The 19,616-nt window shown below is 71.2% G+C and carries 15 protein-coding genes; 10 read left to right on the forward strand and 5 right to left on the reverse strand.

What is annotated here, in order from left to right; translation table 11 throughout:
• Positions 1-11: 11 nt before the first annotated feature.
• A complete protein-coding gene (locus AB0F98_RS10980; protein WP_357732162.1) occupies positions 12-197 on the reverse strand; it encodes a hypothetical protein in 186 nt (61 codons plus the stop codon).
• A 91-nt stretch (positions 198-288) separates the two neighbouring features.
• Here AB0F98_RS10980 and AB0F98_RS10985 point away from each other — a divergent pair, with 91 nt between their 5' ends.
• A complete protein-coding gene (locus AB0F98_RS10985) occupies positions 289-1,242 on the forward strand; it encodes a threonine/serine dehydratase (protein ID WP_357732165.1) in 954 nt (317 codons plus the stop codon).
• Positions 1,243-1,401: 159 nt separating this feature from the next.
• Here AB0F98_RS10985 and AB0F98_RS10990 read toward each other — a convergent pair whose 3' ends face one another.
• Positions 1,402-3,498, reverse strand: a complete 2,097-nt coding sequence (locus AB0F98_RS10990) for a S9 family peptidase (protein ID WP_357732168.1) — start codon at positions 3,496-3,498, stop codon at positions 1,402-1,404.
• A 101-nt stretch (positions 3,499-3,599) separates the two neighbouring features.
• Between AB0F98_RS10990 and AB0F98_RS10995 the strand changes: the two genes are divergently transcribed.
• Positions 3,600-4,952, forward strand: a complete 1,353-nt coding sequence (locus AB0F98_RS10995; RefSeq protein ID WP_357732171.1) for an FAD-binding oxidoreductase — start codon at positions 3,600-3,602, stop codon at positions 4,950-4,952.
• A 122-nt stretch (positions 4,953-5,074) separates the two neighbouring features.
• Here the strand turns inward: AB0F98_RS10995 and AB0F98_RS11000 are convergent, their stop codons facing one another.
• Together AB0F98_RS11000 and AB0F98_RS11005 are read right to left on the reverse strand one after the other, a co-directional pair.
• Positions 5,075-5,506 (reverse strand): hypothetical protein, encoded by a 432-nt coding sequence (locus AB0F98_RS11000; protein WP_357732174.1) that lies wholly within the window; start codon positions 5,504-5,506, stop codon positions 5,075-5,077.
• Between the two features lie 252 nt (positions 5,507-5,758).
• Positions 5,759-7,843 carry a SpoIIE family protein phosphatase gene (locus tag AB0F98_RS11005; RefSeq protein WP_357732177.1) on the reverse strand — a complete coding sequence of 695 codons (2,085 nt, stop codon included), beginning with the start codon at positions 7,841-7,843 and terminating at the stop codon, positions 5,759-5,761.
• A gap of 180 nt (positions 7,844-8,023) precedes the next feature.
• Between AB0F98_RS11005 and AB0F98_RS11010 the strand changes: the two genes are divergently transcribed.
• Together AB0F98_RS11010 and AB0F98_RS11015 are read left to right on the forward strand one after the other, a co-directional pair.
• Positions 8,024-12,388, forward strand: a complete 4,365-nt coding sequence (locus AB0F98_RS11010; RefSeq protein WP_357732180.1) for a HAMP domain-containing protein — start codon at positions 8,024-8,026, stop codon at positions 12,386-12,388.
• Positions 12,385-12,939, forward strand: coding sequence for a response regulator (locus AB0F98_RS11015; RefSeq protein WP_357732183.1), 555 nt, complete (start codon positions 12,385-12,387; stop codon positions 12,937-12,939). The genes AB0F98_RS11010 and AB0F98_RS11015 overlap by 4 nt, the downstream gene beginning before the upstream one ends.
• 129 nt (positions 12,940-13,068) lie before the next feature.
• Here AB0F98_RS11015 and AB0F98_RS11020 read toward each other — a convergent pair whose 3' ends face one another.
• Positions 13,069-13,404 carry an STAS domain-containing protein gene (locus tag AB0F98_RS11020; protein WP_357732186.1) on the reverse strand — a complete coding sequence of 112 codons (336 nt, stop codon included), beginning with the start codon at positions 13,402-13,404 and terminating at the stop codon, positions 13,069-13,071.
• A 140-nt stretch (positions 13,405-13,544) separates the two neighbouring features.
• Between AB0F98_RS11020 and hemL the strand changes: the two genes are divergently transcribed.
• From hemL to ccsB, 6 genes are read left to right on the forward strand one after another with little or no spacing between them, the layout of a single operon-like run.
• Positions 13,545-14,882: a glutamate-1-semialdehyde 2,1-aminomutase gene (gene hemL / locus AB0F98_RS11025; protein WP_357732189.1), complete on the forward strand. Its 1,338-nt coding sequence runs from the start codon at positions 13,545-13,547 to the stop codon at positions 14,880-14,882.
• A 5-nt stretch (positions 14,883-14,887) separates the two neighbouring features.
• Positions 14,888-15,535 (forward strand): histidine phosphatase family protein, encoded by a 648-nt coding sequence (locus tag AB0F98_RS11030; protein WP_357732193.1) that lies wholly within the window; start codon positions 14,888-14,890, stop codon positions 15,533-15,535.
• Positions 15,536-15,537: 2 nt separating this feature from the next.
• Positions 15,538-16,113: a TlpA disulfide reductase family protein gene (locus AB0F98_RS11035; RefSeq protein WP_357732196.1), complete on the forward strand. Its 576-nt coding sequence runs from the start codon at positions 15,538-15,540 to the stop codon at positions 16,111-16,113.
• On the forward strand, positions 16,113-16,958 hold the full coding sequence (locus AB0F98_RS11040; protein WP_357732199.1) for a cytochrome c biogenesis protein CcdA: 846 nt from the start codon (positions 16,113-16,115) through the stop codon (positions 16,956-16,958). The genes AB0F98_RS11035 and AB0F98_RS11040 overlap by 1 nt, the downstream gene beginning before the upstream one ends.
• Positions 16,958-18,622 carry a cytochrome c biogenesis protein ResB gene (locus tag AB0F98_RS11045; protein ID WP_357732202.1) on the forward strand — a complete coding sequence of 555 codons (1,665 nt, stop codon included), beginning with the start codon at positions 16,958-16,960 and terminating at the stop codon, positions 18,620-18,622. Before AB0F98_RS11040 ends, AB0F98_RS11045 begins: the two co-directional genes overlap by 1 nt.
• The gene (ccsB, locus tag AB0F98_RS11050; RefSeq protein ID WP_357732205.1) at positions 18,622-19,614 is read left to right on the forward strand and encodes a c-type cytochrome biogenesis protein CcsB; all 993 of its coding nucleotides are present in this window, start codon (positions 18,622-18,624) and stop codon (positions 19,612-19,614) included. The genes AB0F98_RS11045 and ccsB overlap by 1 nt, the downstream gene beginning before the upstream one ends.
• The last annotated feature ends 2 nt before the right edge of the window (positions 19,615-19,616 follow it).

Genomic DNA, 19,616 nt, shown 5'->3' on the forward strand with positions numbered 1-19,616 from the left:
GGTCGGCGTGATCACGCGGGTGGGTGGAAGAGCCCCGCCGACCAGGAGATGATCAGGCCGAGCGCCGCCGAACAACAGCAGACGAGCAGTGCGGCGACGACCACCGCGACGATGACCAGCCCCGGCCGGCGTCCGGCGGCGCTCGGTTCCGCCCCCGCTGGATCAGCCCCCTCCGGCTGCTCGTCGGCCTCGCTCACCGAGGCAGTCTAGGCCGCTGACGGCTCCCGCCGGGGCGAGTGCGCTCCGGAGGGGCAGCGGGCCGTCCTGCGGTGCGGGCAGCATGGTGCGATGGAGCTGATCTCGATCGATGATGTGCGGACCGCCGCGACGGACATCGCCGGCACCGTGACCCGTACCCCGCTGCTGCCGACACCGTGGGACGCGCAGACGTGGCTCAAACCGGAGAGCCTGCAACCGGTCGGCTCGTTCAAGCTGCGCGGCGCGACCCACGCGGTTGCCCGGCTCGACCCGGCGGTCCGCGCTCGCGGTGTGGTCACCCACTCGTCCGGGAACCACGGGCAGGCGCTGGCGTACGCGGCCCGGTCCGCGGGCGTGCCCTGCACGGTGGTGGTGCCGGAGGGCGCACCCGCCGTGAAGGTCGACCGGATCCGTGCCCGCGGCGCCGAGGTCGTGCTCGTCCCGCCGGCCCGGCGGCTGGTCGAGGCGGAACGGATCGCGGCGGAGACCGGCGGCGCGCTGGTGCCGCCCTTCGACGATCCGCGTGTCATCGCCGGTCAGGGCACCGTCGGGTTGGAGATCGTCGAGGACCTCCCCGACGTGGACGTGGTGCTGGTGCCGGTGGGCGGCGGTGGTCTCTCGTCGGGCGTGGCCACGGCGGTGAAGGCGCTGCGCCCGTCAGCCGCGGTGATCGGCGTCGAACCACTGCTCGCCGCCGACGCCCGGGAATCGCTCGCCGCGGGTGCGGTGGTCGTCTGGGACGTCGAGCGGACCCACCGGACGAGCGCCGACGGGTTGCGCACGAACCTGTCCGAGCTGACCTTCGCCCACCTGCGGGAACGCCTCGACGGGATCGTGACCGTGACCGAGGAGGAGATCACCGCCGCGATGGGTCGCCTGGTGCGCGATGCTCGGCTCGTGGTGGAGCCGAGCGGCGCGGTAGCCCTTGCCGCCCGGCTGTTCCACGGCCACGAGCTTCCCGAGGGCCGGACGGTCGTCGTGGTCACCGGCGGCAACGCCGACCCAAACGTACTGGCCGGTGTCCTGACCGCCGGGCCGGCCTGACCGGTGTGCCGCGCGCCGGGAGGGGCCCGTCGGACCCCTCCCGGCGTGTCAGGCGCGTCGGGCGCTTCCCGGCGTGTCAGGCGCGTCGGACCCCTCCCGGCGTGTCAGGCGCGTCGGACCCCTCCCGGCGTGTCAGGCGCGTCGGCGCCTCCCGGCTTGTCAGGCGCGGCCGAGGCGATCGAGGATCCAGGCGTTGATGAACGCCTCCTCACGCCAGGAGTCGTACCGGCCGCTGGGGCCGCCGTGGCCCGCGCCCATCTCGGTCTTCAGCAGATAGTCGCCCTGCGGCGCGGTCGCACGCAGGCGGGCGATCCACTTCGCCGGCTCGTGGTAGAGCACCCGGGTGTCGTTCAGGCTGGTCACCGCGAGGATCGCCGGGTAGTCGAGGGCCGCCACGTTCTCGTACGGCGTGTACGACTTCATGTACGCGTACACCTCGGGATCGTCGAGCGGGTTGCCCCACTCCTCCCACTCGGTGACGGTCAGCGGCAGCGACGGGTCGAGGATCGAGGTGAGCGCGTCCACGAAGGGCACCTGCGCCACGATCCCGCTGAACGCGTCCGGGGCGATGTTGGCGACCGCACCCATCAGCAGCCCGCCGGCCGACGCGCCCCGGGCCACCAGCCGGTCGTTAGCCGTCCAGCCCGCCTTGACCAGGTGCCGGGCGCAGGCCACGAAGTCGGTGAAGGTGTTCTTCTTGGCCAGCAGCTTGCCCTGCTCGTACCAGCGTCGGCCCAGCTCGCCACCGCCGCGGATGTGCGCCACCGCGAAGATCACGCCCCGGTCCAGCAGGGAGAGCCGGGCGACTGAGAACCACGGATCCATGCTGGCCTCGTACGAGCCGTAGCCGTAGAGCTCGCAGGGGGCGGATCCGTCGCGGGGCGTGCCCTTGCGGAAGACCAGCGAGATCGGCACACGGGTGCCGTCGTCGGCGAGCGCCCAGTCCCGGTGCTGCTCGTACTCCGCCGGGTCGTACGGCCGCCCGTCGGGGCCGGGCAGCACCGGCTTCTGCTTGCGCAGCACCATCTGCCGGGTCACCAGGTCGTAGTCGTAGACCGAGTCCGGGGTGATCAGCGAGGAGTAGCGCAGCCGGATCTGGCCGGTCCGGTACTCGGGGTTCGCGTCCAGGCCGACGCTGTAGATCGGCTCGGGGAAGTCGATGTCGTACGCGTCGCCGCCACCGATGGGGAGTACCCGCAACCCGGTCAGCCCGTTCGTGCGAAGCGAGACCACCAGGTGGTTCTCGAACGCGTCCACCGCCTCCAGCCGGGTGCCCGGGGAGTGTTCGATGAGCGGCACCCAGTCGCCCGGCGTGTCCGCCGAGGTGTACGCCAGCGCGAAGCCCTCCGCGCCGTCGTTGTGCAGGATCAGGAAGCGGTGGCCGTGGTGCTCCACCGTGTACTCGACGCCCTGCCGGCGGGGTGCGACGACCGCCGGCAGCCCGGTCGGGTTGCCGGCCGGGATCACCAGCACCTCACTGGTGATCTTGCTATGGATGTCGATGACGATGAACTTCTCGGAGCGGGTCAGCTCGACACCGACCCAGAACCGCTCGTCGTCCTCCTGGTGCACCACCACGTCCTCAGCGGACGGCGTCCCGATGGTGTGCCGCCAGACCCGGTACGGCCGCCAGGCGTCGTCGACGGTGACGTAGAAGAGCGCCGACGCGTCGCTGGACCAGGCGGTGCCGTAGAAGGTGTCCGGCACCTCGTCCGGGAGCAGCTCGCCGGTGGTCAGGTCCTTCACCCGCAGGGTGAACCGCTCGTCACCGGAGAAGTCGGTCGAGTACGCGAGCCAGCGTCCGTCCGGGCTCACGTCGAACGCGCCGAGCGCGAAGAAGTCGCGCCCCTCGGCCAGTTGGTTCCCGTCGAGCAGCACCTCCTCGCCGTCGAGCGGGGCTCCGTCGGCGCTCATCGGCGGTTCGGTCTCGCCCTCGCGTACGGCGCGCCGGCACTGCACGCCGTACTGCTGCCCCTCGACGGTCCGCGTGTAGTACCAGTAGCCGTCCTTGCGGCTCGGCACCGACAGGTCCGTCTCCTGGGTGCGCCGCCGGGTCTCCTCGAACAGCTGCTCGCGCAGCCCGGCCAGGTGTGCCGTGCGCGCCTCGGTGTAGTCGTTCTCGGCCGTCAGGTAGGCGATCGTCTGGGGGTCGTCCTTGGTGGCCAGCCAGGCGTACTCGTCGATGACGGTGTCGCCGTGGTGGTTGCGCTCGGCGGGCACCTGCTTGGCCACGGGCGGGGAAGTCTCGGTGGTCACGGCCGCCACGTTACCGGCCGGCCCCCGCTCGTCGCCGGTATGCGCGTCGCCTCCGCCGCGAATCCCCACCGCAGCTTTCGAACACATGTACGATGACCGGCATGGCGGCTGCAGCGAGTTCGACCGACCGGTCCGGAGCCCTCGAGATCACCCAACGGCTCACGGAGATCTGCGGGGCGCCCTTCGCCCGGTTCGCGGGTCCGGCCGATGAGGTGGCCGGGCGCGCTGCCCGCTGGGTCGCGGTGCCAGGTGGCCCGCAGGCGGCGGCCAAGGTGCTCCGGTTGGCGGCCCGGCACGACCTCACGGTGGTTCCGCGCGGCGCCGGCACCAAGATCGACTGGGGTGCGGCGCCGGAGCAGGTCGACATCATGCTCGACACCGGTCGGCTCGCCGGGATCGGCCACGAGCAGGTCGACGCGCCGGTGACCGAGGTGGGCGCCGGCACGCCGCTGCGCGCGGTGCAGGCGACACTCGACCGCACCGGGCAGCGGCTCGCCGTCGACGCACCCTCACCCGGGGCGACCCTGGGCGGCGTACTCGCCGCCGGCGAGGCCGGTCCGCTGCGGCACCGGCACGGCACCCCCTGCGATCAACTGGTCGGGCTGCGCTACCTGACCGCCGACGGAGAGTTGATCCACGCCGGTGGCGGAGCGCCCGGGCTCGATCTGGCGCGCCTGCTCTGCGGGTCGCAGGGCACGCTCGGGGTGCTGGTCTCGGCCACCCTACGAGTGCAGGCGGTGCCGGCCACCCGGCTCTGGGTCTCCCGTCCGGTCTGGACCCCGCTCGAGGTGCACGACCTGGTGCGCACGGTCCTCGCCGCACGCCTCGACCCGGCCGCGATCGAGTTGGACCTTCCCGCCCTGCCCCGGCCCCGCCGCCCGATCGACCCGGCCGACCCGGCAGCCGCGGCCCGGGCACGGCACCCGTCGATGGCCGGGCGGGCGGACGCCCCGTCGCGGGCCGGCAGTGTCGTGGTGCTGCTCGAAGGCGGTCCGGCAGACGCCGTCGAACGGGCCGAACGCCTGGTGTCCCTGATCGACGGTGCCCTGGTCACCCACTCGGCCCCGCCGTGGTGGCGGCGCTACCCGTTCGGGCCGGGTGACACCGCGCTGCGCATCGAGGTGCCGATCACCGACCTGCACGCGGCCGTCTACGCGCTACGCGACGCGGCCGGCGCCCCGGTGCCCGTACGCGGCTCCGCCGGTCTGGGCGTGGTGCACGCGGCACTGCCGGGGTCGCTCCCCGCCGACCGGGTCGCCTCGATCCTGGCCGCCGTCCGTGGGGTGTTGCTGGCTCGCAAGGGCCGGTGCGTGGTCCTGTCGGCGCCGGCGTCGGTGCGCCGCGAGGTCGACCTCTGGGGTGAGCTGACCGGGCTGCCCCGGCTGCGCGCGGCCAAGGCGCACCTCGACCCGCACCACCGACTCGCCCCCGGTCGCCTCCCCGGCGGCGGCTGAAGTCCACCCCCAGCCCCTGCCCCGCCCGACCGTGGCGGTTGATCATGACGTCGGCGGCGAGTTCGATCCGCGCGCGTCGTCAACCTCATGATCAAGCTGGGTCTGCGGGCCGGGCCACTGCCTCAGTCGAGCCACCAGCGGTGCATGTCGGCGACGGCCGGGGTCAACCGGGCCAGCAGGAGAAGCGTCGTCGTGCCCGCGCCGAGCAGCAGGAGTGTCCGAATGCGCCGCGAGATGCGGTCGGCGTCCCGGGCCGCCACCGCCACGGCGTAGACCGCCATCGGCACGGTGAACGCGGCGCCCATCAGGTAGACGACCGAGATGACGGCGTACAGCCAGAAGAACGGGTTCGCGGCGTGCAGGCCGAACGGAACGAGGTCCTTCGGGTCGTACGCCCCGCTGACCATCTCGGCCGGGCCCACGCCGGCGGTCACCATTCGTAAGACATAGAGCAGCACCACCACGACGAACGCGGCAGCCACCGCCATCTGGGTGACCAGGACGGTACGGACGAGCCGCGGCAGGTCGGCGATGGCATCCACGACGATCGACATGTAGGTCAACCTACGGCCTGCCGCCGGTCGGGTTCGCGCTCGGGCCGGGGACGGGGCGGTCGTGTTCGCCCTCGGGCCGGGGACAGGGCGGTCGGATTCAGGGCGGGGTGCGCAGGACCGGGTGAGGGCGGCGAGGATTGGTTTGATCCACTCGCCTTCCCTGAAGTCGGGGTGTCCGTGGCAGGCGGATGCCCCGACTTCAGGGAAGGCGAGTCGATCGAGCGGCGCGACGCGGCGCCGGGAGGGTTCCGGTCAGGCCGCTTCGTTGCGCAGGACCAGGATCGCGATGTCGTCGCGAGGCGCCTCGACCGAGAAACCCAGTGCGGTGGCCCGCAGCCGGGCGGCGACCACGTCGGCCGAGTAGCCGGCCAACGGCATGGCGGCCTCGCGGAGCCGTTCGGTGCCGAAGAGTTCCCGCCCGCGCCGCCGTTCGGTGACCCCGTCGGTGTAGAAGACCAGTGCGTCGCCCGGGGCCAGCGGCACCTCGGCGGTGGGCGTACTGATCCGGTCGAGCAGGCCGAGCGCCGTGCCGCCGGCGCCGACGAAGGCGCCCCCGCCCCCGCCGCGCAGCAGCACCGGCCGGTCGTGGCCCGCCAGGTGCAGGGAGACGTCCAGCCGGTCGCCGTTGACCGGCCCGACCGCCGCCAGCGCCAGCGTGCAGTACCGGCCGCCGCCGCGCTCGACCAGCGTCTCGTTGAGGCGGGTGAGCACCTCGGGCAGCGGCTTGCCGTCGCCGACCAGCACCCGGATGACGTCGCGGACCAGCCCGGTGACCGCCGCCGCCTGCACGCCCTTGCCGGAGACGTCCCCGATCACCACCAGCCACCGCCCGTCGGGCAGCGGCACCACGTCGTAGAAGTCGCCGCCGACGTCGGCGTCGCCCCCGGTGGGGACGTACTCGGCGGCGAACCCGATCCCCTCGACCACGGGTAGCACGGGCGGCAGCAGCGACTGTTGCAGCGTCTGCGCGATACGCCGGCGTTCGGCGTGAATGCGGGCGTTCTCGATCGCCAACGCGGCCCGGCGGGCGACGTCCTCGAGCACCGCGACCTCGTCCGGGTCGTGCCGGTGCCGCTGGTGCCGGCCGACGGCCAACGTCCCGAGCCGCTGACCACGGGCGATCAGCGGTACGGCGAAGCCTTCCATCGGCCCGCCGAGTGGCACCTGTGCGGCGCTGCGGGACGCCTCACGCAGCCGGGCCTGTACCGAGTCCGGACCGGTCTCGGCGAGCACCTTGTGCAGTTGTGGCAGCACCGACTCGTCGGCGTGGGTGGCCGCTGCGAGCCGTAGCCGCCCCCACTCGTCGGTCGTGTGCACCGCGCACCACTGGCCGAGCCGGGGCACCACCAGTTGCGGAACGAGCGCCATGGTCAACTCGACGTCGAGCGACTGGGCGAGCAGTTCGCTCGCCTCGGCGAGGAACGTCAGCCAGGACTGCCGCCGGACGTCGGCCCGGCGCAGCCGGTCGTTCTCCAGGTGCAGCGAGAGTCGCTCGGCCGCGAGCACGGCCAGCGGTTCGGCGTACGCCGACGGTGCGGCGTCCAGCTCCAGCTCACCGGCGTACGGGCGGTGCACGGTCAACGGCACGTGGAGCAGCTCGTTGCCGGCCCGGGGCTGCCGGCCGTAGCGGGCCAGCACCTGGGGGCCCGTCCCGTCCCCGCGGTCCAACCGGATCAGGCCGCCGGCCGCGCCGACCATCTCGGCGACCCGGGCCAGCAGGCTGGTGGCGAAGTCCGGCAGCGGGTCGTCCGCGTACGTGTCGGGGCTGATCTTCATCAGCTCACTCACCGCGGCGGCGCTCGGGGCGGAGTTGGTAGTCGGCGTCGCGTCGCCGCCCCGGGCGTTGCCGAGCGTACCGGAGGCGGCGGCCGCGGCGTCCGGCTGGGTATCGGCGCTGCCGGACCGGTCGAGCCGGAACCAGACGCCCTTGCCGGTGGGCAGGTAGGTGGTGCCCCACCGGCTGGAGAAGTGATCGACGAGCAGCAGCCCGCGGCCCCGCTCGGCCACCTCGGTGATCTCGTTGGCCTCGTTGCGTACGCCGACGATGAGTTCCTCGACCGGGCCGGACGCGAAATCGGACACGGTGACGGTCAGCCCGACCTCGTCGGCGTTGACCTCGATGTCCAGGTCCGTGCCGGCATGTTCCACCGCGTTCGTCGTGAGCTCGGTGGTGAGCAGCAGGGCCTCGTTGAGCAGTTCGTCCAGGTGTGCCTCGGCCAGCACGGAGCGGACGAGAGCACGGGCGGCCGCAGGCGTACGCCGGTCGGCGGGCAGGCGGACGCGCCGGAGATGCCCGTCCGGGCCCCCGGCCGTCGCGGGCCTCGTCTCCGCCGACACTCTCGTATCCTCCACCGCCACCCCGGCGACTGCCAACCCGCTCCCGGATCGATGCTTCCGGCTCGGTGCCGGGGCGTGGCGAGCGTTCACGCGCCCTGGCAACGGAGCGTCCGCGGGCACAATATGGGATGGCCGGCATCTCGGCACGAGCCGGTGGCCCCCGAGCTGAGACGAGGAAGAATGACCACGGTGAAGCAGTCGGTGGCGGACTCCTCCGCGCCCGACCACGAGGCGCTCCTCGATGAACTGACCGAGGCGCTGCGGCGGGTTCGTCGCGGTGATCTGAAGGTGCGGTTGTCCCGACGCGCCGGGCAGGCCGGGGAGGTCGCGGACGCCTTCAACGAGGTGGTCTCGCTCCAGGAGCGGCAGTGTCTCGGCCTGCGGCGGATCAGCCGGGTCGTCGGCCGGGACGGCCGGCTCACCGAGCGCCTGGACGAGGAAGGGCTGGACGGCTCCTGGGCCGAGGGCAACCGGGCGGTCAACTCCCTCATCGACGACCTCGGCCGACCGGCCACCGAGATCGCCCGGGTGATCGTCGCGGTCGCCGACGGCGACCTCTCCCAGCACATGGCGCTGGAGATCGACGGGCGGCCACTGCGCGGTGAGTACCTGCGCATCGGGCGCACGGTGAACACGATGGTTGATCAGCTGTCGTCGTTCGCGGACGAGGTGACCCGGGTGGCCCGTGAGGTGGGTACCGAGGGCAAGCTGGGTGGCCAGGCCGACGTTCGGGGCGTCGCGGGCACCTGGAAGGACCTCACCGACTCGGTGAACACCATGGCGTCGAACCTGACCGGTCAGGTTCGGTCGATCTCCCAGGTGGCGCGGGCGGTCGCCAAGGGCGACCTGTCGCAGAAGATCACGGTCGGGGCGCGTGGCGAGGTCGCCGAGCTGGCCGACACGATGAACTCGCTCACAGACACGCTGCGGCTCTTCGCTGAGCAGGTGACCCGGGTGGCCCGTGAGGTGGGCACCGAGGGCAAGCTCGGCGGCCAGGCGGAGGTGCCGAACGTCGCCGGGACCTGGAAGGACCTGACCGACAGCGTCAACTCGATGGCGTCGAACCTGACGGCGCAGGTGCGGAACATCGCCCAGGTCTCGACGGCGGTGGCGAAGGGTGACCTGTCGCAGAAGATCACGGTTGCGGCGCAGGGCGAGATCCTGGAGCTGAAGAACACCGTGAACACGATGGTCGATCAGCTGTCGTCGTTCGCGGACGAGGTGACCCGGGTCGCGCGTGAGGTGGGCATCGAGGGGAAGCTCGGTGGCCAGGCCCAGGTGCGCGGCGTCTCCGGCACCTGGCGGGACCTCACCGAGAACGTGAACCAGCTCGCCGGCAACCTGACGGCGCAGGTGCGGAACATCTCGCAGGTCTCGACGGCGGTGGCGAAGGGTGACCTGTCGCAGAAGATCACGGTCGACGCTCGGGGCGAGATCCTGGAGCTGAAGAACACCGTGAACACGATGGTCGACCAGCTGTCGTCGTTCGCGGACGAGGTGACCCGGGTCGCCCGTGAGGTGGGTACCGAGGGCAAGCTCGGTGGCCAGGCGCAGGTGAAGGGCGTGTTGGGGACCTGGCGGGACCTAACGGACAACGTGAACTCGATGGCGTCGAACCTGACCAGTCAGGTACGGAACATCGCCTCGGTCACCACAGCCGTGGCGAAGGGTGACCTGTCGCAGAAGATCACCGTGGACGCCCGGGGCGAGATCCTGGAGCTGAAGTCGACGGTGAACACGATGGTCGACCAGCTGTCGTCGTTCGCGGACGAGGTGACCCGGGTGGCCCGTGAGGTGGGTACCGAGGGCAAGCTCGGCGGCCAGGCCCAGGTGCGCGGCGTGGCGGGCACCTGGCGGGACCTGACGGACAACGTGAACTCGATGGCGTCGAACCTGACGGCGCAGGTGCGGAACATCGCCCAGGTCTCGACGGCGGTGGCGAAGGGTGACCTGTCGCAGAAGATCACGGTCGACGCGCAGGGCGAGATCCTGGAGCTGAAGTCGACGGTGAACACGATGGTCGATCAGCTGTCGTCGTTCGCGGACGAGGTGACCCGGGTCGCGCGTGAGGTGGGTACCGAGGGCAAGCTCGGCGGTCAGGCGCAGGTGAAGGGTGTGTCGGGTACCTGGCGGGACCTCACCGGCAACGTGAACTCGATGGCGTCGAACCTGACCAGTCAGGTACGGAACATCGCCTCCGTCACCACGGCGGTCGCCACCGGCGACCTCCGCCAGAAGATCACCGTGGACGCGCAGGGCGAGATCCTGGAGCTGAAGAACACCATCAACACGATGGTGGATCAGCTGTCGTCGTTCGCCGACGAGTTGACCCGGGTCGGCCGGGAGGTCGGCATCGAGGGCAAGCTCGGTGGCCAGGCGCAGGTGAAGGGGGTCTCCGGCACCTGGCGGGACCTCACCGAGAACGTCAACCAGCTCGCCTCCACGCTCACCACCCAGCTGCGGGCGATCGCCGAGGTCTCCACCTCCGTCACCCGTGGTGACCTGACCCAGCGGATCAACGTCCAGGCCCAGGGCGAGGTCGCCGAGCTCAAGGACAACATCAACCAGATGATCGTCACCCTCCGGGAGACGACGAAGAAGAACGCCGAGCAGGGCTGGCTGGACTCCAACCTCGCCCGGATCAGCGGCCTGCTCCAAGGCCAGCGCGACCTCGGCGAGGTCTGCCGCATGATCATGATGGAGGTGACCCCGCTGGTGGACGCGCAACTCGGCGCGTTCTTCCTGGTGGACAACTCCGACGGCAGCATGCGGCTGCGGCTCACCGCTTCCTACGGGTACGTGGCCCGCGGGCACGACGTGACGTTCGGGCCGGGTGAGGGGCTGGTCGGCCAGGCGGCGCTCAGCCGCCGGACCATCCGGGTCAGCGCCGCCCCGGAAGGCGCGCTGACGCTCCGCTCCGGGCTGGCCAGCACGCCGCCGGCCGACCTGGTGGTGCTCCCCGTGCTGTTCGAGGGCGAGTTGCTCGGCGTGATCGAGTTCGCCAGCGTGGTCCCCTTCTCCGAGCTGCACCTGTCGTTCCTGGAGCGGCTGGTGCTCACCATCGGCATCGCGGTCAACACCATTCAGGCAAACCGCCGTACGGAGGAGCTGCTGGCCCAGTCGCAGCGGCTCGCGCACGAACTCCAGGAGCAGTCGGCCGAGCTTCAGCGGACCAACGCGGAGCTGGAGGAGAAGGCCACGCTGCTCTCCGAGCAGAAGGGCAACATCGAGGTCAAGAACCGGGAGATCGAGCTGGCCCGGTTGGGCCTGGAGGAGAAGGCTCAGCAGCTCACCCGCGCCTCCGCGTACAAGTCGGAGTTCCTGGCGAACATGAGCCACGAGCTGCGTACGCCGTTGAACTCGCTGCTGCTGCTGGCCCGACTGCTGGCGGAGAACTCGGAGCAGAACCTGACCCCGAAGCAGATCGAGTTCGCCCGGACCATCCACGGCGCGGGTTCCGACCTGCTCTCGCTGATCGACGACATCCTGGACCTGTCCAAGATCGAGGCGGGCCGGATGGACGTGGAGCCGACCGAGGTCCGGTTCGCCGACATCCGGGGCTACGTCGAGCAGGCGTTCGCCCCGCAGGCGGAGGACAAGGGCCTGGACTTCCAGGTACGCATCAGCAAGGACCTGCCGGGCTCGGTCGTCACCGACGCGCAGCGGTTGCAGCAGATCCTCCGCAACCTGCTCTCGAACGCGGTGAAGTTCACCGACAACGGTGCGGTGACCCTGCGGATCGCCCCGGCGGCCGAGAGCGTGGTCTTCGACGTACCGACGTTGACCAACGCGCGGCAGGTGATCGCGTTCACCGTGATCGACACCGGTATCGGCATCTCCGACGACAAGCTGTCGATCATCTTCGAGGCGTTCCAGCAGGCGGACGGTACGACCAGCCGCCGGTACGGCGGTACGGGACTCGGCCTGTCGATCAGCCGTGACCTGGCCCGTCTGCTCGGCGGCACCATCACCGTCGCGTCGGCGCCGGGACAGGGCTCGACCTTCACGCTCTTCGTCCCGGACGTACTGGCGCCGGACGCCGTGGTGGCTCCGCTGCCGCCGTCGCCGACCCGGGCCGGACTGCCGTCGTCGCTGCTCATGCCGCCGCTGGAGGTGCCCGAGCCGGTGGCCGCCCCGACCAGTCGGCAGCTCGACGGGGCGACCGTTTTGATCATCGACGACGACGTCCGGAACGTCTTCGCCCTGACCAGCGCATTGGAACTGCACGGTATGACCGTGTTGTACTCGGACAACGGGGCGGACGGCGTCCGCCTGCTCGCCGAGCACCCGGAGGTGGACATCGTGCTGATGGACGCCATGATGCCCGACCAGGACGGCTACGAGACGACCCGCCAGATCCGCCGTAACCACCGGTTCGCGGACCTGCCCATCGTCTTCCTGACCGCGAAGGCGATGCCGGGTGACCGGGAGTCGGCCCTGGCCGCCGGGGGTAGCGACTACATCACCAAGCCGGTCGACCTGGACGAACTGATCGAGCTCATGTCGTCCTGGATCAGCGGCAGCCGGACGGAGGAGAGCTCGTGACCCAGATGGCCAAGGCGCTGCTCGTGGACGATCGCCGGGAGAACCTGATGGCCCTGGAGGCGATCCTCCAGGGCCTGCCGGTCCAGGCGGTGGCCGTGGAGAGCGGTGAGGCGGCGCTCAAGCAGTTGCTGGTGGACGACTTCGCCGTGATCCTGCTGGACGCCCAGATGCCGGACATGGACGGCTTCGAGACGGCGGGCCACATCAAGCGGCGCGAGCGGACCCGGCACGTACCGATCATCTTCCTCACCGCAGCCGACCGGGATGCCCAGTTGGCGCTGCGTGGCTACCAGGTCGGCGCGGTCGACTACCTGACCAAGCCGTTCGACCCCTGGGTGCTGCGGGCCAAGGTCTCGGTCTTCGTGGAGTTGTGGGTCAAGACCCGTCAGCTCGCCGCGCAGTCCGACCTGGTGCGGGAGCGGGACGCGCAGTGGCGGATGCTGACCGACGCGGTCGACGAGGCGACCGCCCTGCTCCGCGCCGACGACCCGGACGCCCGTGATCGCGCCGTGAACCTGCTGGAGCAGGCTCGCTGGGGCACCCCCACCTGACCCACCCCCGATTTCGCGCCGGTGATCATGAAGTCATTGCCGCCCGACGCCCGGAATGTCGGCAATAACTTCATGATCACCTAGCAGGGGTGGCGGGAGCCACCGGAGGGAGGGTGGGGATGGGGTGGGTTAGCTGGCGGGTTGGTCGTTGCGGATCATCAGGGCCGAGCGGAGGCCGGTGATGTCCAGGACACGGAGCAGGAAATCGCCCACGTGGGTGAGGATCAGGAGGCTCTGGGCGTGACTCGCCTTGCGGCTCAGCACGACCAGCGTGCCCAGACCCTGCGAGTCGCAGAAGGTCACCCCGGCGAGGTCGAGCACGATTCGAGCCGGCGGATCGGTGAGCACCTCGTTCACGACGGTCGAGAGTTGGGCGGCCGTGAGCATGTCGATCTCCCCGGCGAGACGCAGCACAGCCTCGTCACCCGCCCGGTGTAGCGTGATGGACAGTTCGGCACGATCCACCGGGCCAGCCTAACCCGATCTGATCGACCCGGCCCGCCGAGGAGCCGTCACCCCACGATCCGTCCCCAGGGGTGAGCCCGGTAACCCCAGGCCGGGGTGCCTGCCACTACTCCTGCCGGCGCTGACACAATGGCGGCATCGTGACCGATACCCTGTCCGCCGGATCCGGCCGCTACCCGGCCGACGCGCCGGCCTCCGAGGCCCTTTTCGACCGCGCCCGCGCCATCGTGCCGGGCGGGGTGAACTCCCCCGTGCGCGCCTTCCGCGCGGTCGGTGGCACCCCGCGCTTCATGGTCCGAGGGGAGGGCCCGTGGCTCTACGACGCCGACGAGCGGCGCTACGTCGACCTGGTCTGCTCCTGGGGCCCGCTGATCCTCGGTCATGCCCACCCCGAGGTGGTCGCCGCCGTGCAGGCAGCCGCCGCCCGGGGCACCAGCTTCGGCACCCCCACCCCGGCTGAGGTCGAACTGGCCGCCGAGATCGTCGACCGGACTCCGGTCGAGCAGGTCCGGCTGGTCAACTCCGGCACCGAGGCCACCATGTCGGCGATCCGGCTGGCCCGGGGTTTCACCGGCCGCTCCAAGATTGTGAAGTTCGCCGGCTGCTACCACGGCCATGTGGACGCGCTGCTCGCCGCCGCCGGTTCGGGCGTGGCAACCCTCGGTCTGCCCGACTCGCCCGGCGTGACCGGTGCCGCGGCGAGCGAGACCGTCGTGCTGCCGTACAACGACCTGCGGGCGGTGGAGGAGGCCTTCGCCGCCGAGGGCCAGCACATCGCGGCGATCATCACCGAGGCCGCCGCCGGCAACATGGGCGTGGTCGCCCCGCGCGACGGCTTCAACCAGGAGTTGGCCCGCATCGCCCACGCGCACGGCGCGCTGCTCATCGTCGACGAGGTGATGACCGGGTTCCGGGTCTCCCGCTCCGGATGGCACGGCCTCGACCCCACCGACGCGGACCTCTGGACGTACGGCAAGGTCATGGGCGGCGGCCTGCCCGCCGCGGCGTTCGGCGGCCGCGCGGAGATCATGGCCCGGCTCGCCCCGGCCGGTCCGGTCTACCAGGCCGGCACGCTCTCCGGTAACCCGCTGGCCTGCGCCGCCGGCCTGGCCACCCTGCGCCTGGCCGACGACGCGCTCTACCGCAAGCTGGACGACACGGCCGCCCTCGTGGGCAAGCTGGCGTCGGACGCCCTGGCCGCCGCGGGTGTCCCGCACCGGCTGTCGTACGCGGGCAGCATGTTCTCGATCTTCTTCACGGACGCCGACGTGGTCGACTACGACAGCGCGCGGACCCAGCAGGTGCCGGCGTTCAAGGCGTTCTTCCACTCCATGCTCGCCGCGGGCGTGTACCTGCCGCCCAGCGCGTTCGAGTCCTGGTTCGTCTCGGCGGCGCTGGATGACGCCGCCCTGGAACAGATCGCCGCGGCGTTGCCGGCGGCGGCGCGGGCAGCGGCAGCGGCGGGTCACAGGGGGTAGGCGCGGTGAGCAGTACGGTCGTTCACGTGCTCCGGCACGGCGAGGTGCACAATCCCGACAAGATCCTCTACGGGCGGCTCCCCGGTTTCCGCCTGTCCGAGCTCGGTGTGCAGATGGCCAAGGCCGCCGCGCAGGGGCTCGCCGACCGGGACGTGGTACACGTGGTCGCCAGCCCGCTGGAACGCGCGCAGCAGACCGCCGAGCCCATCGCCGCGCAGTTCGGGCTGCCGGTCGGGGTGGACGAGCGGCTGATCGAGAGCGCCAACTGGTTCGAGGGCAAGCGGGTCTCTCCGGGCGACGGCTCGTTCCGCGACCCCCGCAACTGGTGGGTGCTGCGCGACCCGATCACCCCGTCGTGGGGTGAGGCGTACCAGGCGATCGCGGAGCGCATGTTCGCGGCGCTGCACGCCGCCCGGATCGCCGCCGAGGGGCGGGAGGCCGTGCTGGTCTCGCACCAGCTGCCGATCTGGACGCTGCGCCGGTACGTCGAGCGCAAGCGGCTCTGGCACGACCCGCGCCGGCGGCAGTGCTCCCTGGCCAGCCTCACCTCGTTCCACTTCGACGGGGCGAAGGTGGCCGGTATCGGCTACACCGAGCCCGCCGCGCACCTGGTCGCCATGTCGTCGACCGCCCGGACGGCCAAGGGGGCTTGATGATGCGCGTCCGGAGGTGGACCGCCGGCCTGCTCGCCACCGTCGCCGCGGTGGCGCTGGTGGGCTGCACGTCGCAGAGCCAGGAGAAGTCCTGCGGCACCACCCCGGACGGTGTCATCGAGTGCGCGCCCGACGAGCGGTCGGCGCCGCCGAAGGTCGCCGGGGAACTGCTCACCGGCGGCAACTACGACGTCGTCCAGGCGCGCGGCCAGGTGGTCGTACTCAACTTCTGGGGTTCGTGGTGCTCGCCCTGCCGGGCCGAGGCGGACGACCTGGAGGCCACCTACCAGGCGACCAAGGCCTCCGGGGTGACCTTCCTGGGCATCAACGTCCAGGACAACAAGGACAAGGCGCTGGCGTTCGAGCAGAGCTTCGGCATCACCTACCAGAGCCTCTTCGACCCGGCCAGCCGGATGGCGCTCGCCCTGGACATCCCGCCGAACACCATTCCGGCGACGGTGGTGCTCGATCGTGAGGGCCGGATCGCCGCGGTTATCCGGGCCGCCGTCAAGCAGGAGGGCCTGAAGCCGATCGTCGAACGGATCGCCGCCGAACAGCCCACCAGCGGTCCGAACTGATGGGCGAGACATTCCGGCAGATCGCCCTCTCCGGGCCGTTGCTGCTCGCCATCGGGGCGGCCGCGCTCGCCGGTCTCGTCAGCTTCCTCTCCCCGTGCGTGCTCCCGCTGGTCCCCGGCTACCTCTCGTACGTCACCGGTCTGGCCGGCGCCGACCTCGAAGGGCGGGCACGGCAGGCGACGCCGGAGGGCGCGGGCGACGGCGACTCCGGTGGCGGGGTGGCCGTCGCGGTACGCCGGCGTACGACCCGGAGCGCGGTGGCCGCGGTCAAGGGCCGGGTACTCGCCGGAACGCTGCTCTTCATCGCCGGCTTCACCGTCGTGTTCACCGCCACCGCGGTGCTCTTCGCCAGCGTCGGCAAGGTCTTCTTCGCGTACGAGCGGACGCTGGAGATCGTCATCGGCGCGCTGATCATCCTGCTGGGGCTGGCCTTCGTCGGCGTGGTCCCCGGTATGGAGCGCGAGTTCCGGATTCACCGGCTGCCGGCCGCCGGGCTGCTCGGTGCGCCGGTCTTCGGCGCGGTCTTCGCGCTCAGCTGGGTGCCGTGCGTCGGTCCGACGCTCGCCGCCGTCACCGGGATGGCCACGGTCAGCGGCCAGATCGACCGGGCCGTGGTGCTGGCCGTGGCGTACTGCCTGGGGCTGGGGATACCGTTCGTCGTCTTCGGGTTGGGCTTCCAGCGCCTGCTCGGGGTCTTCCGCGCTATCCGCCGCAACAGCCGCTGGGTCACCCGGGTCGGCGGCGTGCTGCTGATCGTGATCGGCCTCGCGCTGGTCACCGGCGGGTGGACGAACATCGTGATCTGGTTGCAGACCACCGTCGGCGTGGGTGAGGTGAGCATCTGATGACCATCGTGGACGAGCGGCCCGCCACCCCGGCCGAGGCGCCCCGTCGCCGCCCGAACCGCCTGCTGGCCCTGCTGCGCAACTCGTGGCGGCAGCTCACCAGCATGCGTACGGCTCTCGTACTGCTCTTCCTGCTCGCGGTCGCGGCGATCCCGGGTTCGGTGCTCCCGCAGCGGAACATCAGCCCGGAGAAGGTCAACGAGTACTTCACGGAGCACCCCGACCTGGCCCCCCGGCTGGACAAGATCGGTGGCTTCGAGGTCTTCGGCTCGGTCTGGTTCTCAGCGATCTACCTGCTGCTCTTCACCTCGCTGATCGGCTGCATCACCCCGCGGATGCGCGACCACATCCGGACGCTGCGGTCGAAGCCGCCGGCCGCGCCGAAGCGACTCGACCGGCTGCCGCAGCATTCGACGCTGGTTCTCCCGGCCGGTGGCGTGCCGGCGATCGCCGAGGTGCTGCGCCGCCGCCGCTGGCGGGTGACGGTACGCAGCAACGAGGTCTCCGCCGAGAAGGGCTACCTCAAGGAGACCGGAAACCTGATCTTCCACACCTCGCTGGTGGTCGTCCTGGCCGGCGTCGCGCTCGGCCACTGGTACGGCTGGAGCGGTAACCGGCTGCTGGTCGCCGGCGAGGACAAGTCCTTCTGCAACACGGCTCAGCAGTACGCCGAGACGAAGCTCGGGCCGCGCGTGGACACCGGCAACCTGCCCGGTTTCTGCCTGACCCTGGACCGGTTCGACGCCCGCTTCCTGGAGTCCGGGCAGCCGTCGTCCTTCAACGCCACGGTGACCGTGGACGAACCCGGTGCGGCGACCCGGGAGGCGGACTTCTCGGTCAACTCGCCGCTACGGCTCGACGGCGCGAACGTGTACCTGCTCGGCCACGGATACGCCCCGATCATCCGCTACACCGACCGTTACGGGCGCAGCCAGACCAGCGTCGAGCCGTTCCTCACCACCGGTGACATGGGCCTGACCAGCGAGGGCCTGGCTGCTTTCCCCGACGCCAACGTCGACCCGAAGACCGGGAAGCGGGACTCGAACCTGCAGATGGCCTTCACCGGTCTCTACCTGCCGACCGCGCCGGACTCCGCGCCGTTCGTGCGGTCGGAGTATCCGACGGAGCGCAACCCGATGCTCAACCTGGTCGCGTACCGGGGCAACCTCGGCATGGACGCCGGCATCTCCGGGTCGGTCTACGAACTGGACCAGCGGCAGATCCGTACCGGCAAGGTGAAGCAGGTCGGCGACAAGCTGCTCAAGCCGGGCGAGAGCTGGAAGCTCGACGACGGGAGCACCGTCGAGTTCCTCGGCACCCGGCGCTACATCACTCTCTCGGTACGGCACGACCCCGGCTCCGGCATCCTGCTGGTGAGCTGCGGCTTCCTGCTCGCCGGTCTGATGGGGTCGCTCTTCGGTCGACGGCGTCGGGTCTTCTTCCGGGTGACGTCCGGTGGATCCGCGGACCCCACAGGCGAAACTCCGACGGGCGGTAGTAGTTTGGTCGAGGCCGGTGGGTTGCCGCGCACCGACTATCCAGGGTTCGCAGACGAGTTCGCGCAGCTCGTCGCCGCGGTCAGCGGTGACGGGCGGCCGGACGAGCGGGTCGGCACGGATCGCGACGGTGGCGACCGGGCCGGGATGCGGGAAGGGACCAACTGATGTCCGCACTCTCCGACCAACTGGTGACGTTCGCGATCCTGGCGTACCTGGTCGCGATGATCAGCCACGCCGTCGAATTCGCCCTCGGCAACGTCCGAGCCCGGGTCCGGGTCGCCGCCGCGAGTCCCGCCCGGGAACTCGTGGGGGCCGGCGTCGGCGCTCCCGGCGGCACGGTCGCCGCCCCGATCGATCCGGTGCCGCCGGTGGCGGTCACCGACGGCCGCTCGGCCGGTCGGGCCCGGTTGGCCGGCCGGATCGCCGTCGGGGCCACCGTGGTCGCCGCCGTGCTGCACCTCGCGGCCCTGGTCACCCGCGGCATCGCCGCCGACCGGATGCCGTGGGGCAACATGTACGAGTTCGTGCTCACGGTCACCTTCATCGGTGTCTCCGCCTGGCTCGTGGTGCTCGCCAAGCGACCGTCGCTGCGCAAGCTCGGCCTGTTCCTCACGCTGGTGATGGTGCTGCTGGTGGCCACCGCCGAGCTGGTGCTCTACGTGCCGGTGGTGCCGCTGGTCCCGGCCCTGAACTCGTACTGGTTCGTCATCCACGTCTCGACCATCGTCTTCAGCTCCGGGATCTTCCTGCTCGGCGTGGTGCCGGCGGTGTCGTTCCTGATGCGCCGGGGGTACGAGGCGGGCAAGCGCAGCTTCCCGTACACCCTGGCGAAGCGGCTGCCGGCGGCTGCCGCGCTGGAGCGGCTGACCTTCGTGCTGCACGCCTTCGCGTTCCCGATCTTCACGTTCGCGGTGATCGCCGGGGCGATCTGGGCCGAGGCGGCTTGGGGCCGCCCGTGGGGCTGGGACCCGAAGGAGACCTGGGCGTTCATCTCCTGGGTGGTGTACGCGGGCTACCTGCACGCCCGGGCCACCCCGAGCGTCAAGCGGAACGTGGCGACCTGGATCGCCGTGCTCGGCTTCTTCACCATGCTGATGAACCTGTTCGGCGTGAACATCTTCTTCACCGGCCTGCACTCGTACGGCGGCCTGAGCTGACG

The organism is Micromonospora sp. NPDC023737, assembly GCF_040639715.1.
Taxonomy (GTDB): Bacteria; Actinomycetota; Actinomycetes; order Mycobacteriales; family Micromonosporaceae; genus Micromonospora.

Excerpts from the sequence above, each read along its gene's own strand:
- AB0F98_RS10985 (WP_357732165.1), top strand. The coding sequence starts at position 289 with ATGGAGCTGATCTCGATCGATGATGTGCGGACCGCCGCGACGGACATC.
- AB0F98_RS10995 (WP_357732171.1), top strand. The coding sequence starts at position 3,600 with ATGGCGGCTGCAGCGAGTTCGACCGACCGGTCCGGAGCCCTCGAGATC.
- AB0F98_RS11000 (WP_357732174.1), bottom strand. The coding sequence starts at position 5,506 with ATGTCGATCGTCGTGGATGCCATCGCCGACCTGCCGCGGCTCGTCCGT.
- AB0F98_RS11010 (WP_357732180.1), top strand. The coding sequence starts at position 8,024 with ATGACCACGGTGAAGCAGTCGGTGGCGGACTCCTCCGCGCCCGACCAC.
- AB0F98_RS11035 (WP_357732196.1), top strand. The coding sequence starts at position 15,538 with ATGCGCGTCCGGAGGTGGACCGCCGGCCTGCTCGCCACCGTCGCCGCG.
- AB0F98_RS11040 (WP_357732199.1), top strand. The coding sequence starts at position 16,113 with ATGGGCGAGACATTCCGGCAGATCGCCCTCTCCGGGCCGTTGCTGCTC.
- AB0F98_RS11045 (WP_357732202.1), top strand. The coding sequence starts at position 16,958 with ATGACCATCGTGGACGAGCGGCCCGCCACCCCGGCCGAGGCGCCCCGT.
- ccsB (WP_357732205.1), top strand. The coding sequence starts at position 18,622 with ATGTCCGCACTCTCCGACCAACTGGTGACGTTCGCGATCCTGGCGTAC.